Source organism: Paraburkholderia sp. CNPSo 3274, assembly GCF_024206475.1.
In the GTDB taxonomy this organism is placed as follows: Bacteria; Pseudomonadota; Gammaproteobacteria; order Burkholderiales; family Burkholderiaceae; genus Paraburkholderia.
In genome coordinates this window covers 47,820-60,920 of sequence record NZ_JAMBPR010000042.1, presented here as the reverse complement: position 1 = coordinate 60,920, position 13,101 = coordinate 47,820, and the positions used below count along the sequence as shown (strand labels likewise).

The 13,101-nt window shown below is 66.0% G+C and carries 12 protein-coding genes; all 12 read right to left on the bottom strand.

The window, feature by feature from the left end:
- Positions 1-291 precede the first annotated feature (291 nt).
- The gene (locus M3I54_RS26425) at positions 292-1,719 is read right to left on the bottom strand and encodes an MFS transporter (protein ID WP_375542212.1); all 1,428 of its coding nucleotides are present in this window, start codon (positions 1,717-1,719) and stop codon (positions 292-294) included.
- A 39-nt stretch (positions 1,720-1,758) separates the two neighbouring features.
- Complete coding sequence (locus M3I54_RS26420) at positions 1,759-3,000, bottom strand: NAD(P)/FAD-dependent oxidoreductase (protein ID WP_254341363.1); 1,242 nt, start codon at positions 2,998-3,000, stop codon at positions 1,759-1,761.
- Positions 2,997-3,959, bottom strand: coding sequence for a VOC family protein (locus M3I54_RS26415; protein ID WP_254341362.1), 963 nt, complete (start codon positions 3,957-3,959; stop codon positions 2,997-2,999). The genes M3I54_RS26420 and M3I54_RS26415 overlap by 4 nt, the downstream gene beginning before the upstream one ends.
- Before the next feature lie 75 nt (positions 3,960-4,034).
- Complete coding sequence (locus M3I54_RS26410; protein WP_254341360.1) at positions 4,035-5,528, bottom strand: aldehyde dehydrogenase; 1,494 nt, start codon at positions 5,526-5,528, stop codon at positions 4,035-4,037.
- Positions 5,529-5,553: 25 nt separating this feature from the next.
- The gene (locus M3I54_RS26405; RefSeq protein WP_254341357.1) at positions 5,554-6,381 is read right to left on the bottom strand and encodes an aspartate dehydrogenase; all 828 of its coding nucleotides are present in this window, start codon (positions 6,379-6,381) and stop codon (positions 5,554-5,556) included.
- Positions 6,374-8,032 (bottom strand): thiamine pyrophosphate-binding protein, encoded by a 1,659-nt coding sequence (locus M3I54_RS26400; RefSeq protein ID WP_254341356.1) that lies wholly within the window; start codon positions 8,030-8,032, stop codon positions 6,374-6,376. Before M3I54_RS26400 ends, M3I54_RS26405 begins: the two co-directional genes overlap by 8 nt.
- Positions 8,025-8,840: an SDR family oxidoreductase gene (locus tag M3I54_RS26395; protein WP_254341354.1), complete on the bottom strand. Its 816-nt coding sequence runs from the start codon at positions 8,838-8,840 to the stop codon at positions 8,025-8,027. Before M3I54_RS26395 ends, M3I54_RS26400 begins: the two co-directional genes overlap by 8 nt.
- Positions 8,837-9,709, bottom strand: coding sequence for an IclR family transcriptional regulator (locus M3I54_RS26390; RefSeq protein ID WP_254341351.1), 873 nt, complete (start codon positions 9,707-9,709; stop codon positions 8,837-8,839). Before M3I54_RS26390 ends, M3I54_RS26395 begins: the two co-directional genes overlap by 4 nt.
- A complete protein-coding gene (locus tag M3I54_RS26385; RefSeq protein WP_254341349.1) occupies positions 9,706-10,608 on the bottom strand; it encodes an alpha/beta fold hydrolase in 903 nt (300 codons plus the stop codon). The genes M3I54_RS26390 and M3I54_RS26385 overlap by 4 nt, the downstream gene beginning before the upstream one ends.
- Before the next feature lie 29 nt (positions 10,609-10,637).
- Complete coding sequence (locus M3I54_RS26380; RefSeq protein WP_254341347.1) at positions 10,638-11,174, bottom strand: cupin domain-containing protein; 537 nt, start codon at positions 11,172-11,174, stop codon at positions 10,638-10,640.
- Between the two features lie 45 nt (positions 11,175-11,219).
- Positions 11,220-11,996, bottom strand: a complete 777-nt coding sequence (locus tag M3I54_RS26375) for an SDR family oxidoreductase (RefSeq protein WP_254341345.1) — start codon at positions 11,994-11,996, stop codon at positions 11,220-11,222.
- On the bottom strand, positions 11,989-13,074 hold the full coding sequence (locus tag M3I54_RS26370) for an aromatic ring-hydroxylating dioxygenase subunit alpha (RefSeq protein WP_254341342.1): 1,086 nt from the start codon (positions 13,072-13,074) through the stop codon (positions 11,989-11,991). Before M3I54_RS26370 ends, M3I54_RS26375 begins: the two co-directional genes overlap by 8 nt.
- Between the last annotated feature and the right edge of the window lie 27 nt (positions 13,075-13,101).

Sequence of the window (13,101 nt, the reverse complement as noted above, 5' to 3'; positions counted from 1 at the left end):
CGGCAATGGCGCGACGGCCCAAATAAGTTGCCGTTCGTCTCTTTCATTGAAACTGGAAATTCAACTGAGGAAACTCAGGCGTTTTGCCGTTTCATCCTTGATTTCTGGCGTCTTGCAGCGCTCAACCGGCTCGAACGTCGCGCCATCGAATTCACATATGCATTTGCGTTCCATCTATGGAATTTTTACGGGACGCTCGGCGACTGCTGTCAATCGTGGCGCGCAAACAAAAACGGCACGCCATTGCTGGCGTGCCGTTGCTGGCGAGCGAACCCGAGCGCGGTGTGCGGCTCAAGCCTCCAGTTGCTCGAGCACCTTCCCCTTCGTCTCTATGCCGAGGAAATGCACCGTCACGGCCGCGAGGAACGGCACCGCGGCGAGAATATAGAACGCCACGTCGAGATTGCCGCCAATCATCGTCTTCGAAACTATCGTGGGTGCGAAGATGGCGGCGACCTTTAGCCACGCGCCGCCCACACCGCAGCCCATCGCACGGATGCTCGTGGGGTACAACTCAGGTGTGTAGACGTAAGCGGTGATGAAACCGCTAGCGAGCAGACCGAGCGCCAGCGCGCAAAACGTCGCGACCACGTAGACCGACATCGCATGGCACACGCCGGCCAGCGCGAGAGAAATCGCGCAAAGCACGAAGGAAACGTTGATTACAGGCTTGCGGCCCACCTTGTCGACCAGCAGCGCGCAAGCGAGCGAACCGAACACGCCGAGCACCGAGGCCGCGACAGCAAGATTGAGCGCGAGTTGCAGCGGCGCGTGATAGACGTTGCGATAGATCGTGGGCAGCCAGGTGGACAGCCCGTACTGAATGAAACCACAGGTGATCCAGAGCATGGCCACCGCGAGCGTGCGCTTGCGATACGCGGGCCCGAACAGGTCCTTCACGCTGCGCTTGGGGTGGCGCGCGACGAGCGCGTCGAATTCAGCGGCGTTCGTGACCGGCGCGAGCGGACCTTTCGCGGTGCGCTCGAACGCGCTCACGGCGCGATCCGCTTCCTGCACGCGTTCGCGTTCCGCGAGCCAGCGCGGCGACTCGGGCACAAGCTTGCGCAGCACGAAGAACAGCACGAGCGGCATTGCGCCGATGAAGTACATGATCTGCCAGCCGAAGCGCGGCACGAGCCACGCGCCCAGCGCATTTGAAGCGAGCAGGCCGACCGGGAAAACGATCTCGTAGAGGAGAACGAAGCGTCCACGGCCATGTGCTCGGCTGACCTCATTGATATACGTCGCGGCCACGGGCAGCTCGCCGCCGAGGCCCAGGCCCTGCACCACGCGCAGCGCCGCGAACACGGCGAAGCTCGGCGCGAAGCCGCACGCAATGCTCGTCACGCCGATGATGCCCGAGTTCCAGGCGATCGCGCGCACGCGGCCGTGGCGTTCCGCGAGCCACGGGAACAGAAACGCGCCGAACAACTGCCCGACCGAGCCCGACGCGATCAGAAAGCCAATTTCCCAAGGCGTGAGATGCCACTTCTGAATCAGGATCGGCAGTGTCGCGGCGATCGCGATCACGTCGAAGCCGTCGAAGAACGTGGCGAGGCCGATGAGGATACGCGCGCGCACCAGCATGGCGTTGGTCGGCAGCCGTTCGAGCCGCGCGATGATCGACCCGCGCGTGTGGGGCCCACCGGTCGCGTCGCTGAGCGGCTCGTACATGGCGGCGCCGCCGCGATGGCCGATGGAGTTATCGAGGGTTCTCATGCCTGTGATCCCGTCCCGTGTTGTCTCGTGTATGAGGAGTTAAGCGAGCGCCTTGCTGATGTCGACGAGGGCGGCGAGATCCACCGCGCGCCCCTGGCTCATCCATTTGCGCGCGAGCTTGAGTTCGCGTGCCGCGTTGATCGCGATGACGCCGCGCAGATGGCCGTCCTCCACGAAGAAAAGCGAAGCGCGCTTCTCTTCGAGGCTGCCGCGCAGCACCGGCGCGACGCCAGCGGGAATGTCGCCGAGTATCTGCAGGTTCACGTCGTACTGATCGGACCAGAACCACGGAATCTCCGCATACGGCGTCTTCACGCCGAGCACGGCTTTGGCCGCCGCAATGGCCTGGTTCTGCGCGTTGGCCCACGATTCGAGCCGCACGCGGCGCTTGAGCCACGCGTTCGGATGGTTCGCCACGTCGCCGCAGGCGAATATGCAGGAATCCGATGTTTCTCCGAATTCGTCCACCACGATGCCATCGTCGACCGAAAGTCCTGCCGCGACGGCGAGCGCTGTGTGCGGCGCGAGGCCGATGCCGGCAACCGCGAAATCGGCGTCGAGCGTGCTGCCGTCGGCGAAGGTTGCGCGCACGCCGCCTTCGGCTCGGTCTTCGAGCGCGAGCAGCATCGCATTCAGGCGCACATCCACGCCATTCGCGCGGTGCAGATCCAGCAGGAAGCGCGACACATCGTCGGGCAACGAGCGGGCGCACAGGCGCGGCGCGCCCTCCACCACGGTTGCCTGCACGCCGCGCTTGCGCGCCGTTGCAGCGACTTCGAGGCCGATCCAGCCGCCGCCGACCACCAGCACACGCTGGCTGCTGCGCAAACGCTCGCCGAGCGCCAGCGCTTCGTCCAGCGTGCGCAGGTACGTCACATGGGCGCTCTTCGCCACGTTCGCGGGCAGCTTGCGCGCCGCGCCGCCCGTCGCGATCACGAGCCGGTCATACTTCACTTCGCGGCCCGAACGCGTGGTCACCACGCGCATTGCGCGGTCGATAGACGTCGCGCAGTCGGGCTGCCACGTTTCGACGTTGAGCGTAGCGAATTCATCGGGCTTCGCGATGCGCACCGTTTCGATATCGGCTTCGCCCGCGAGCACCGCTTTCGAAAGCGGCGGACGCTCGTACGGCAGATGCACTTCGTCGGCGATCATCACGAGGCGGCCTTCGTAGCCTTCCTTGCGCAGCGTCTTCACGACCCAGCCCGCGGCCTGGCCGCCGCCGATCACGACGACGGTACGCGGTGTCTCCCCTGCGGCGTTTTCGGGTGTCGCGCTCATGGCTTGCGCTCCGTCATGAACTTGCCTTGCGGCGCTTCGGCCTGCTTCTGGCGGCGCGTATTGCCGTCGAGGCCGCCGTCCACGGCCCACTCCGCGAACACGGTGGGGCCCGGCTCGAAATCGCGCGGCTGCCATTCGGGCGTGAGCACGTCTTCGTCGGCGTAATACTCGATCAGGCCGCCCGCCGGGTTTTTGAAGTACCAGAAGTAAGCGGACGAAACCGGATGCCGACCAGGACCGAGCTGCGTGGTCCAGCCGCAGCGGCTGATATGCAGGCCGCCGCCGAACACCTCGTGGATATCGCGCACCGTGAACGCCACGTGGTTCAAGCCCTTCTTGCCGTCAGGCAGCGCGAGCAGGAACAGGTCGTGGTGGCCGCCGTGCGGCGCGCAGCGCATGAAAGCGCCGCGGTTCGGATAGCGGTCCGAGGTCTCGAAGCCGAGCCGTTCGTGATAGAACTTTTCCTGTTGCGCGAGGCAGTTGGTGAAGAACACCACGTGGCCCACTTCCACCGGCTCCGCGCGCTCATACACCGGCGAAGGCTGATCCACGCGCAGCGTCTGCCCCCATACATTCGAAGGCGAGCCTTTCACGTCGATCTCGCGCCGACGTGTGACTTCCACGCGAATCGCCATCCCGGCGGGGTCGAAGCAACCCACTGCGTCGGCTTCGCTGTAGTAACCGGGTTGGTCCTTCAGGCGTTCGCGCAGCGCGTCGAGTTCCGGGCGGGTGGCCACGCCCCACGTCACTTCGCGCAGCGTCGGGCCCGCTTCGAACGCGGCGGGCAGCGACGCATCGTTCGCGTCGACTACAAGCACAGTGCAGCCGTTGAGCGTTTCGAAGCGCGCGCGCGTTTCGTCGTGCGCGGTTTCCTTTAAGCCCCAATCCGCGAAAAAACGGCGGCAGGTTTCGAGGTCCGCCACGCCGTAAGTAATCTGTTCGATGCCGAGTATCGTCATGTTGCTTGTCTCCTGTCGACCGCAATCGGCGTTAGAGCGCCTGGTGCGGTCCCATGCGTAGCGAGTCCCGCGCCCTCAGGCGTTGGCCCAGGGCAGCGGCGCGTCGTTCAAGCCCCAGTAGAGGCTCTTTTGCTGCATGTATTCACGAATACCGAGCCGCCCTTTCTCGCGGCCCATGCCGCTCTCCTTCCAGCCCGAGAACGGCGTGGAGATTGAGAACAGCTTGTACGTGTTGATCCACACCGTGCCCGCTTCGAGCTTGCGCGCGACGCGCCACGCGCGTTTGTAGTCGCGCGTCCAGATGCCGGCGGCGAGGCCGAACACGCTGTCGTTCGCTTCTTCGATCAACGCCGCTTCGTCGTCGAAAGGCATCGCCACGAGCACTGGCCCGAAAATCTCCTCCTGGCAGATACGCGCGTTGTTCTGGAGTCCTTCCAGAATGGTTGGCTGATAGAAAAAACCGTTCTCGCGCCCGTCACCCACCGGGCGCTCGCCGCCGCACAGCAGCCGGCCGCCTTCCTCCAGACCGAGCGCCACATAGCGTTCCACCGACTCGCGGTGCTTCGCCGTAATGAGCGGGCCCATCTGCGTGTTCTCGCGCGACGGGTCGCCCACGCGCAGCCTGCGCGCGCCTTCCACGAGGCGCTTCATGAACGCGTCGTAAATCGAGCGCTGCACGAAGAGACGCGATCCGGCGATACACGCCTCACCCGACGAACTGAAGATGCCGTACAGCACGCCGTTCACGGCATGGTCGAGATCGGCGTCTTCGAACACGATGGTCGGCGACTTGCCGCCCAACTCCAGCGACACCGGCATGAGCTTTTCCGCTGCAATGCGCGCGATGCCGCGGCCCACTTCGGTGCCGCCCGTGAACGACACCTTCTTCACGAGCGGATGGCGCACCAGCACGTCGCCGATCACCGAGCCCTTGCCGGGCAGCACGCTCAGCATGCCCTTGGGCACGCCTGCTTCCTCGCAGATGCGGGCGAGTGCGAGCGAAGCGAGCGGCGTGACTTCGGCGGGCTTGAGCACCACCGCGTTGCCGGCCGCGAGCGCCGGCGCGAGCTTTTGCGCGTCGGAGGCGATCGGCGAATTCCACGGCGTGATCGCCGCCACGACGCCAATCGGCTCGTGCACGCTCATCGTCAGATAGTCGCCGCGCGAGGGCGTGAGGTCGTCGTCGAGCGTTTCGAGGCACGCCGCGAAATAGCGGAACGTGTTCGCCGCGCTCGCCACCAGCACGCGCGTTTCGCCGATCGGCTTGCCGTTGTCGCGGCGCTGCAGCTGCGCAAGCGCTTCGTGGCGCTGCATGATGAGCTCGGCGATGCGATAAAGCACGAGCGCGCGCAGATGCGGCTTCATGCCGGCCCACTCGCCCTGCTTCCATGCCGCGTGCGCCTTTTCGACCGCAACGCTTGCGTCTTCGGCGCTCGCCGTCGAGACCTCCATGTTCAGCGACTGGTCTGCCGGGTAAAGGCTCGCGAAAGGCGCGGCGCGGCCCTGGCGCCACTCGCCGCCGACCAGAATATCGCTGTTCGGGATGAGGCTCGTATCGAATGAAGTCATCTTTGGTGTCTCACTTCTGTTCGCATCAAATCACGCAGCGCGCGGCCCGGTTGCGCAGTGCGCGAATCGCGCTATACGCGGTGAGCGCGGAGGTCTTCGGGTTGTCGGGCAGCGGTTTGCCGCACATTTCCAGCGACATTTCGCCGAACACACCGCGCGCCACGATGCGGTGCACGTTGCGCTCCACCGCCGGATCGGCGATCAGGCGTACCGTCGTGTGGTCCAGACCGAGGCCCGCAAGCGCGATGGTCGCCGCCACGTTCGCGTTCTTCGGAAAGAGCCGCGCCGCTTCGCGCGCGCTGCCTTCGAAAATCACCTTTTCCTGCGTGAGCGCACGCAGGTCGCAGACCTTTTCCGCAGGCGTATCGAGCCAGCCGAGCGGCGGCTTGCGGCCCGTGTACAGAACTTCGTCGAGGCCACCCAGCTTCGCCGCGGAAAGCGCGTCGATGCCGCCGATCGCGCCAGAAAGCAGCGTGAGCGTGGCGTCGCCTTCGTCGGCGGCGTGCGAGAGACGTTCGAGCAGTTCGACATCGGAAAGCGCGCCGATCGAGGCCACCGCGCAATCCGTGCCGCTTTGCAGCAGCGGCACGACATGATCGACGAGCGCGGCATGACCGGCGCACTCGAGCGCGAATTGCGGCCGCGTGGAAAGCGCGTGCACCGACGACACCACTTCCACCGCGCCGTCTACCTGCTCGCGCACGGCGGCGGCGTGGTGTTCGGGCACGATCACATGCGAGACGTGCACGAGCGGATCGGCGGCGACCGCGCGATACACGGTCTGCCCGATCGCACCGAAGCCGATCATCGCGATGTCGATGGGTGCGTGCGGCACGGCGTGGCCGTTATGCATGTTGGGGCTCCTCCTTGCGCACCGGCGGGCCCGCGAACGCCGTCTCGAAGCTGCCCACGGCCTTCATGTCCACTTCGAGCAGCACGGGGCCTTCGAACGCCATGCCTTCGCGAATCACGGTGTCGGCGTCGTCGAGCGACGAGAGGCGGTAGTGCTTGAGGCCAAGGCTCGCGCAGAACTGCGAAAACTCCGGCTGGTGCAGATCGACATACATGCGGCGACCGCCGTATTGCGCGTCCTGGATGTTGCGGATCACGCCGTAGCACTGGTCGTTCATCAGCACGATCATCACATTGGCCTTTTCCTGCACGGCCGTTGCGAGTTCGCCGACGTTCACCATCAGCCCGCCGTCGCCCACGAGGCACACGGTCTTCGCGGCGGCGTTCGCGAGCGCCGCGCCGATCGCCATCTGCATCCCCTGGCCGATGCCGCCGCCGAGCGCATGCACGCCCGCGCGCGGCGTGAAGATCTTCAGGAGGCGGTTGCCCCACGTGCTGTTCGAGATCGTGACGTCGCGCACCCAGTTGTAGTCGCGGCCCACGGCGCGCTGCAGCGCTTCCACGAGACGGCGGTAAGGACCGAGGCCCCTGGCTGTTTCCGCCACGGCGATTTCGCGCGCCTCGGCAATATCGGCGGCGAATTGCGGATCGACCTTGATGCGGCTTTCCAGGCGCGTGGCGAGCGCGTCGAGCACGCGCGAGGCGTCGCCATGCACGAACAGCGCGTTACGGTAGCCGCGATTGTCGGCGAGCGCGTCGGCGTCGATGCGATAGAGCGGTTGCGGCAGCGCGAGCTTGTACTTGAGCGTTTCGTTGCCGCGCAGGCGCGAGCCCACCACCAGCATCGCGTCGCAGGTCTTGTACAGACGCTCGACCGAGGGGCTCACGTTGAACGCGCCGAGCGTGGCCGGATGATCTTCGGGCAGCACACCGCGGCCCTGCACGCTCGTCACCACGCCAAAGCCGAGTTCAACGAGGCGCTCCACCGCGGCGCGCGCATGACGCGTGCCGCCGCCCAGCCACAACAGCGGGCGTTTCGCCTTCACGAGTTCGTTTGCCAGTTGCTCCACACGCGCTTCGTCGTGCGTGAGCGTCGTGAGGTGCGGCGCGGTGAGATCGGCGGGCCAGTCGGTAAGCGCCGCCTGAATGTCGATGGGAATCTCCACGCTCACCGGGCCGCTCGGCGCCGTCTGCGCCACGCGCACCGCTTCGCGGATGGTGGGCAGCGCGGTCTCGACCGAACGCACGCGGAACGCGGCCTTCGAAATCGACGAAAGCATGCTCAGCTGATCGGGCGCCTCGTGAATGTACGCAAGGTCCTGATCGAGGTATTCGGTTTCGATCTGGCCGGTGATATGGAGCAGCGCCGTACCTGCCGTGAGCGCCTCGACCATTGCGCCCGCCGCGTTGCCTGCCGCCGTGCCCGTGCTGGTGAACGCCACGCCGAGGCCGCCCGACACGCGTGCAAGGCCGTCCGCCATGTTGAGCGCACCCGCTTCGCCGCGCGCGCCGACGTAGCGGATATTGCCGCGCGTCCCGATGGCGTCGAGAATCGGCATGTTGTGGATCGAGATCACGCCGAACGCGGTTCGGACTCCACATTGTTCGAGGAAGGCGGCGATCAGTTCGCCGACGGTGGTTTTGTTAGACATGACGTGCAACGCCTCCAGATACATCGATATGACTGCCCGTCGTATAGGACGACAGGGACGTGGCCAGATAAAACAGCGCCTGGGCGGCTTCTTCGGGGCGGCCGAAGCGGCCAAGCGGAATGTGCTTCTTGCGCGCGAGCGCTTGCGTCCAGTCTTCCCAGCTCTGGCCGGTGGACTGCGCCTCCGGGTCGTTTTCGTAGCGCCGGCGCCACTGCCCCGACTCCACGATGCCGATCAGGATCGAGTTCACGCGGATCTGCTCGGGCGCGAGTTCGACGGCGAGCGACTTGATGAGGCTGAGCACCCCGGCGCGCGCGGACGAGGTCGCGACCATATGCGGCTCGGGCTGCAGCGCGAGCAGCGAGTTCACGCAGACGATCGCGGCGTTGCCTGCTTTCGCGGCATTGCGCAGCAAGGGCAAAAACGCGCGTGTCGGGCGAATGATGCTGAAATACTTGAGGTCGAGTTCCTCGCGCCACGCTTCGTCCGACGTATCGGCAAAGGTAGAAACGCGGCCTTGCCCCGCGTTGTTCACGAGCATGTCGGCGCGGCCGAAGCGTTGTTCCACTTCTGCCGCAAATGCGGCGACTTCGCCCGCGTCGAGCACGTCGCAGCGCGACGCGAGCAGTTGCCCTTGCGGATAACGCTCGCGCAGGCCTCGTTCGGCGCGCGCGAGGCGGTCGTGGTCGCGGCCGCAGATCGCAACCGCTGCGCCCGCACGCAAAAAGAGTTCGGCGGTGGCAAGGCCAATGCCGGACGATCCGCCCGTCACGACCGCGACCTGTCCGGTCAAATCGAGTTGAATCATTTGATCCCCAATGCTTTCATGTAGGGCGCACCCCTGGACGTCTGCGGCCGGGTTTGAGCCCCGGTCTGAGGCCGATAATTCAGGCGCTTCGAGAGTTCGCCGGCTGTGTGGCGCACCTTCTCGATCAAGCCCCCGTCGAGCAGTTGCGCGTCGATGCCGGGGCGCGGAATGGTCGTCGTCACCACGGCGGCAATGCGGCCCGTGTCGTTGCGCACGGGCGCCGACACCACGGAGATGCCGCGCTCGAACGACGATTCGCTCACGGCATAGCCGCGCTCGGCGTCTTCGCGAATGCGCTCGAAGAGCGCCTCGACTGTCTCCGGCGTGGAGGGCGTGAAGCGTTCCAGCCGCGGCTCCGGATAAAGCGCGCGCAGTTCGCCGAGTGTGAGATCGCCCATCAGCACCTGGCCGTGAGTCGTGGCGTGCGCCGGCAGGCGCGTGCCGACGTTCACCTTCACCGAGCTGAAAATGGGCGCGTGGCTCTGCGCCTTGGCGACGAATACGATGTCGCGTCCGTCGCGAATCACGATATGCGCGGTCAGTCCCGTCGCGTCGCGCAGCGCCTCGATCAACGGCAGGCCGAGGTCGGTGAGTTCGAGCGAGCTGAGGTATTCGAAGCCGAGACGCAGCACGGCGACGCCGAGGCGATAGTTGCGGTCGCGGTCGGCGCGCTCCAGAAAGCCCAGCGATTCGAGCGTTTGCAGGAGACGAAACACCGTGGTGCGCGGAATGCCCAGGCGGCGCGACAGTTCGGGCGCGTCGAGCACCGGCTCGCGCGGCGAGAATTCGGTCAGTATGCGCAAGCCGCGCTCCAGACCGGGCACGCGGTAGCTGGCGTCGTTGCGGTCTTCTTCGACGTCGGGGGTCATGCCTTTAGCTCCGTAGTACTGAATGTACGGTTCAGCGTGAATTCGATCAGCGTGCTATAAGCCAGCGGTTGTTCGATGTAGCCCGCGTGGCCCGCGTGCGGCACGGTATGGAACGGCGCGTGGGCGATCTGCGCGAGCTGCTCGCAGGCCTCGGGCGGCGTAATCGTGTCTTGCGCACCGACCGCGACGGCCATCGGCACCCGGCCCACGCAACGCGCGAGGTCGGCGGCGAGATCGGCGTTCGCGAGCAGATGCGTGGCCTGGGCGTAACCGTGCGGCACGATGCGCGCCATGTTCCAGCGCACCCAGGCGCGTGCGGCGTCGTCGGCGTGCGGCGAAAGCATGTTCGCGCTGCGCTTTTGCGCGAGCCCCTGCGCACCGAGTTCGGCAAGCATGGCCAGGCGCGCGTCGCGCTTTTGCGCGCGCACGGTCGCATCGGCGGCGCCATAGCCACCGGCCGGCGAGATCAGCAGCAAACCGGCCACGCGTTCGGGATGCGCGGCGGCAAACGCTCCTGCCATGATCGCGCCGAGCGAATGGCCCACCAGTGCGCAACGCGCGATGTGCAGCGCGTCGAGCCAGTCCACCAGCACGCGCGCATAGTCCGCAGCGACTGGCGACGCGCTCGCGACCGGCGTGGATGCACCGTAACCCGGCGCGTCCCACGCGAGCACGCGGCGCGCGCCGCCGAGCGCTTCGAACTGCTGCACCCAGGAAGCCGCGCCGGAGCCGATGCCATGCAGGAGCACGAGCGGCAGCGCCTCCTTACCTCCCTCTCCCACGGCTTCGCGATAACTCACGCTGAACTCGCCCGCTCGTGCACTACGCGGTGCAAAGCGCGCGAGCCGCGTTTCGAGCGTGGCGGCCGACGAGGCTGCAGTGTTGGTCGTGTCGTTCATGGCTTTGGATCGGGTTGCGGCTGTGTCGCTTACTTCATCTCGCGCTTGATCTTCGCGAGCGGCGAGTCGGGCGGATACGTCGGCGTGATGGGCTTCGACGAGCCGAGCATCACGCACATCAGCGCGTCCTCTTCGCCCACGTTGATTTCCGTGCGGTACACGCCCGGCGGCACCGAAATCAGGTCGCGTTCGCCCAGCACGGCTTCCCACGTCTCGCCGTCCTTCTCGCAGACGACCTTCATCTTGCCGCGCAGCACGAAAAAAATCTCTTCGACATCGATATGGATATGGCTCGGGCCGATGTTGCCGGCCGGAATCACCATGGTCGAGAACGTGAAGCCGCCAGCGGGCACGGTGTTGACGTCCTTCGCGACGCCCGTGCCGCCCGTGCCCACATAGCGCATTTGCGCGCGGCGGTACTTCGGGTCGTAGTCGGCCTGGAACTTCAGCGCGTCCCAGTCGTAGCGGCGCGTTTCGAAGCGCGCCACGCGCGTGTTCATCCAGTCGTCAAAGCTCGCGTCGGCGGGGCGGTCCCACGACTTGCGCTCGATATCGGCATCGGCCATGTTTTCTCCTTGGGTTCTTTCGAACGTATCGTCAGTTCTACGAAATCAGTTCATCACGAAGCCGCCGTTGACCGGCAGCAACTGTCCGGTCACGAAACGCGCAGCGTCGGACAACAGGAACAGCACCGGGCCCGTCACGTCCTCGGGCACCTGCGCGCGCCGCAGCGCCCGCCCTTCCAGGTAGTACGCATGGCGCTCGGCGGGTACGTAGGCCGTCGCCTCCACTTCGGTCAGTCCGGGCGCAATGGCGTTGACGGTAATGCCGTCCGCGCCGAACTCGCGCGCGAGCGAATGTGTCATCGCGATCACGGCGCCCTTGCTCGCCACGTAGGCGAGCAGTTTGGGCGCGCCCCACAGTGCCGTATCGGAAGCGATGTTGACGATCGCGCCGCGGCCCGACTCGCGCAACCAGCGCTGCGCTGCCGCGCACATGAGCCAGGTGCCGCGCACGTTCACGTCCATCACCGCGTCCCACGTCTCTACGCTCACTTCGTGCGCGAGTTTGCCGCCCGAGTTCGTGATCGCCGCGTTGTTGATGAGCGCGTCGACGCCCCCCATACGCTGCGCGGCGGCATCGACGAATGCGGCGATGCTTGCCGGTTGCGCGAGATCGAGCGGCGCGAAGGCAACGTCATGCCCGGCTGCAGCGAGTTGCTGAGCGAGCGCTTCGCCCGCCTCGACCAGCACGTCGCCGAAGGTCACGCGCGCGCCGGCCGTTGCGAGCGTCTTCACGAACGCCGCGCCCAGACCGCGTGCGCCGCCCGTAACGACCACCCGCCGCCCGGCGAGCGCGACCTGCGCTGCGAACGTGGCGTCATGCATGGCCATGCTCGGCGGTGTGTGCGCTGGCGCCTGGCTGGGCGCGCAGCGCGTCGAGTTCGGCGAAGTGCTGCTGGGCGCGCTGGCGCAGCATGCGGCGCACACGCGTCATGCCGACGTCGTGCTGATAGAGAAATTCGTGATCGCGCGCGTTCGGCGCCATGCTTTCCAGCACGTAGCGATCTTGCTCCAGCACGGCCCAATGCAGACCTTCCAGACGATTGCGATACATGAAGCGCCATGCGTCGCGCTGCCAGCCCTGCACCTTGCGCGTGCGCCAGAAGTAGACCTGGCAGTTGTTTTCGTCCACCGGCACGGCGAAGCCGATGATGCCGAAGTTGCCACCGGGGCCGAACTTCTTCTTGTACGGAATCGCCAGGCGCATCCACAGGCAGCCGGTTTCGCCCAGTTCGACCCAGTCGAAGTTGACGTCGCGCTGGCCGACCTTTTCGAACATGAGGCCGGATTCGGTCTTGCGCACGCGCATGTCGGCCTGCTTGTCGCCATCGGCCATCGAATGCGAGGTGGCGTGCAGATACGCACCGTGCATCGGGTCCATCACGTTGTCGATGGCGTACTGGTAATTGCACTTCCAGTTCGACACGCACAGAAAGCTTGCGTACTCCTCACCAACGAGTTCCTCCGGCAATTGCAGCGGAGCGGCTTCCTTGTGCGCTTCGTCGCCGAACCACAGGAACACCGCGCCGGCATGCTCCTGCGCCGGATACGACTTCACGCACTTCTGCCCTTCGAGCGGGCACGCCGAAACGGCCGGCACGTTCTGCACCGTGCCCCCGCCATCGACTTCGATGCCGTGGTACCAGCACGCCACTCGGTTGCCCAGGTTCCAGCCGAGGGACAGCCGTGCGCCGCGGTGCGGGCAACGGTCTTCGAGCGCATGGACCTGACCGTCCTGATCGCGCCACAACACGATCTGTTCGCCGAGGCGCGTGATGCCGATGGGCGCGTTGCCCACTTGCCAGCTCGGGGCAACGGGATACCAGTAGTTCTTGATGCCGCGATCGAGATAGGCGCGGATGGGATCGGCGCCGCCTGCGGCTTCAATCGTGGGGGACGTCATGTGGGGTCTCCGTATTCAGTGTTGGCT

Excerpts from the sequence above, each read along its gene's own strand:
- M3I54_RS26425 (WP_375542212.1), bottom strand. The coding sequence starts at position 1,719 with ATGAGAACCCTCGATAACTCCATCGGCCATCGCGGCGGCGCCGCCATG.
- M3I54_RS26405 (WP_254341357.1), bottom strand. The coding sequence starts at position 6,381 with ATGCATAACGGCCACGCCGTGCCGCACGCACCCATCGACATCGCGATG.
- M3I54_RS26370 (WP_254341342.1), bottom strand. The coding sequence starts at position 13,074 with ATGACGTCCCCCACGATTGAAGCCGCAGGCGGCGCCGATCCCATCCGC.
- M3I54_RS26415 (WP_254341362.1), bottom strand. The coding sequence starts at position 3,959 with ATGACGATACTCGGCATCGAACAGATTACTTACGGCGTGGCGGACCTC.
- M3I54_RS26375 (WP_254341345.1), bottom strand. The coding sequence starts at position 11,996 with ATGCATGACGCCACGTTCGCAGCGCAGGTCGCGCTCGCCGGGCGGCGG.
- M3I54_RS26410 (WP_254341360.1), bottom strand. The coding sequence starts at position 5,528 with ATGACTTCATTCGATACGAGCCTCATCCCGAACAGCGATATTCTGGTC.
- M3I54_RS26420 (WP_254341363.1), bottom strand. The coding sequence starts at position 3,000 with ATGAGCGCGACACCCGAAAACGCCGCAGGGGAGACACCGCGTACCGTC.
- M3I54_RS26380 (WP_254341347.1), bottom strand. The coding sequence starts at position 11,174 with ATGGCCGATGCCGATATCGAGCGCAAGTCGTGGGACCGCCCCGCCGAC.
- M3I54_RS26390 (WP_254341351.1), bottom strand. The coding sequence starts at position 9,709 with ATGACCCCCGACGTCGAAGAAGACCGCAACGACGCCAGCTACCGCGTG.
- M3I54_RS26395 (WP_254341354.1), bottom strand. The coding sequence starts at position 8,840 with ATGATTCAACTCGATTTGACCGGACAGGTCGCGGTCGTGACGGGCGGA.
- M3I54_RS26385 (WP_254341349.1), bottom strand. The coding sequence starts at position 10,608 with ATGAACGACACGACCAACACTGCAGCCTCGTCGGCCGCCACGCTCGAA.
- M3I54_RS26400 (WP_254341356.1), bottom strand. The coding sequence starts at position 8,032 with ATGTCTAACAAAACCACCGTCGGCGAACTGATCGCCGCCTTCCTCGAA.